2 protein-coding genes are annotated in these 2615 nt (G+C 37.4%); one reads left to right on the plus strand and one right to left on the minus strand.

The features are described from left to right. Positions 1–1274, plus strand: a 1274-nt coding sequence (locus H5985_RS09175) for a restriction endonuclease subunit S (protein WP_205051010.1), incomplete at its 5' end; no start/stop codon positions are given. Here the strand turns inward: H5985_RS09175 and H5985_RS09610 are convergent. Beyond that, the gene (locus H5985_RS09610; protein WP_205051011.1) at positions 1263–2579 is read right to left on the minus strand and encodes a restriction endonuclease subunit S; all 1317 of its coding nucleotides are present in this window, start codon (positions 2577–2579) and stop codon (positions 1263–1265) included. The genes H5985_RS09175 and H5985_RS09610 overlap by 12 nt on opposite strands. Positions 2580–2615 lie beyond the last annotated feature (36 nt).

A 2615-nucleotide genomic window follows, 5' to 3' on the forward strand; every position in this document is an offset into this window, starting at 1 on the left:
CTCAGTTAGGGAGCGAACCAGAGGTTGTAGAAATCGGTGAGCCTCAGAGTGAAGTGCCGTTTACTATTCCCGAGAAGTGGAAGTGGGTTCGTTTGTTGGATGTGGCGCACATCAATCCGAAAGTTACAGCTACTGATGCAAATGCCAATGTTTCTTTTATCCCTATGGCAGCCGTATCTGCCGGATATTTAAACTATATTTCATTGGAAGAGAAAAGGCCCTGGAATATCGTAAAAAGTGGATATACAAAGTTTGCTGATGGGGATGTTCTTGTAGCAAAAATTACTCCCTGTTTTCAAAATCGTAAATCAGCTATAGCAAATAACTTAATTAGTGGCACTGGTTGTGGATCGAGTGAATTTCATGTTCTCAGACCACACGAGAACATTGTTGATCGGGAGTATCTTCTTTTGTTCGTGAAATCATCGTGGTTTATAGCTTATGGCATTGAGAACTTGAAAGGTACTGCAGGTCAACAACGCCTAGGAACTTCAGAGTTAAAAAATTGCGGAGTACCTCTTCCTCCGATTTCAGAGCAACGGCGCATAGTTGCGAAGACTAAAAAACTTTTTGAGCAAATTGATCAGGCTGAAAAGGCTTATAACGAACTATCGGGACCACTCTCCGAGCGTTTCCGCGAGTTGTGTCTAGAAAGAGCTATTCAAGGTAAGTTGGTTCCACAGCTAGAGAACGAACCAGCGGTACAACAAATTGGAAAGTTAATTGACACAAAACCATTTTCTATTCCCAAGAAATGGAAATGGACTCAATTAAAAAATGTGACTTCCAAGATTACAGATGGCACACATCATTCGCCACCATCTGCCGATAAAGGAGATTTTTTATATATCACCGCAAAAAATATTAAATCTACCGGCGTTGATCTTACGAATGTAACTTATGTTTCAAAAGAAATTCATGAAGAAATATTCAAACGATGTAATCCTGAATATGGTGATGTCTTGTTTATCAAGGATGGGGCGACGACTGGCGTGGTAACAATTAACAATCTTGAAAATCCTTTCAGTCTATTGTCAAGTGTTGCGTTATTAAAAGTAAAAAGAGAATTGTTACTGCCAGAGTTTTTAGTCTATGTTTTGCGCAGTCAATACGCAAAGGATATTGTTGCGAAACAAATGCAAGGAACGGGAATACCTAGAGTGACTCTAAAGAAGTTGAAAGAACTCTGGATACCCATCCCTCCATTAGATGAACAATATAGAATATCCCAAAAACTAGTAAATTTAATTACAGCAACGTCATTATTTCGATAGAGAATTGATGCTTGAGAATATTTTTTCTAATTGATCGACAATTCGACGCTGTTCAGGAATAGGCGGCAAAGGTACTATGGTTGCTTTTATTGCCTTTAGGACCCAGTTTTTATTTCCTATGCCTCTGGTATTTTCTTTTGCTTGTTTTTGCACTAACGGTGATTGCAACAAGTACCATAAAAATTTATCAAGAACTAACAACTTATTGAGTTTCAATAAAGCAACACTAACAAAGAGTGCAAAGTCTTTGTCAGTATCAACAATTGCAGGAATTCCGGTAGAACCAACTTTAGACAATAAGATATCTCCTTTTTGTGGGTGGCATCTCTTTTTTATTACATCAAAATCCTCTAAAGATACAAACTTAGTGTCTGAAAAGTTCAACTTTTTTGAACTTATATCTTTTACAGATAAAAATGGGACTCCATCTTTTTGATATTTTGGAGTTTTGTGTTCGCCATCAGTAATTTGCAGACATATTTGCTCCAATGTTGTCCATTTCCATTTAGTAGGAATTTCAAATGGGATGTTGAAGCTTTCCTTTTCATTTCGTAGTTCAACTTTTGGTTCACTCTCTAGCTGTGGAACAAGCTTGCCCTCAATAGCTTTTCTGAGAATTTTTTTTCTTAATTGATTACTTATTTCAAGAAGTTCTTTGTAGGCAGATTCCATTTGATCGATTTCTATCCATAAACGTTCTACTCTACTCAAAATACGATATTGTTCCTCTTTGGGTGGCAGCGGTAACCAAACCTGTGACAAGGCCTTAGGATTTGTTCTTTTCAAAGACCCCATACCTGAAATGGTTTTCATCATCTTATTGCGAAAATAGGGGCTCTTGAAAAGTAAAACAAGAAAATCTGGAATGAACAAATCGGATTGATAAATCAACCATTCAGTTGATGCCAACTTAATTAATGGAGCTTCAGGGCGATTTTCTGTTACAACCCAAGACCTTTTTATATGCGGAACAATTTTTGCTAATAAAACATCACCAATGGAAACAATCTTTTTGCTCGATCCAATAGCTGATGGAGAGACAATCTGTGCTCTTCCCTCGTCATAGGCAGGAATGCTCCAAAGTTCGACTTTGTCATTATTCAAAGAAATGGGACAAACAGTTTTTCTCTTTGCTTCCAGAGCCTTAACTTGTATCCATTTCCATTTGTTAGGAATATCAAAAGGAGGTTCCTCGGGACTTTCACCAATTTGATTAACTTCTGGTTCGCTCTCTAACTGAGGAACTAATTCACCACGAATAGCTTTATCGAGAATTTTATTTCTCAATGCTTGAAAATCTATCACTTTAGTTCCTCCCTAAGGAATGCAATAGATTTAGCA

It is taken from the genome of Parasutterella secunda (genome assembly GCF_016901835.1).
GTDB lineage: Bacteria > Pseudomonadota > Gammaproteobacteria > Burkholderiales > Burkholderiaceae_F > Aphodousia > Aphodousia faecavium.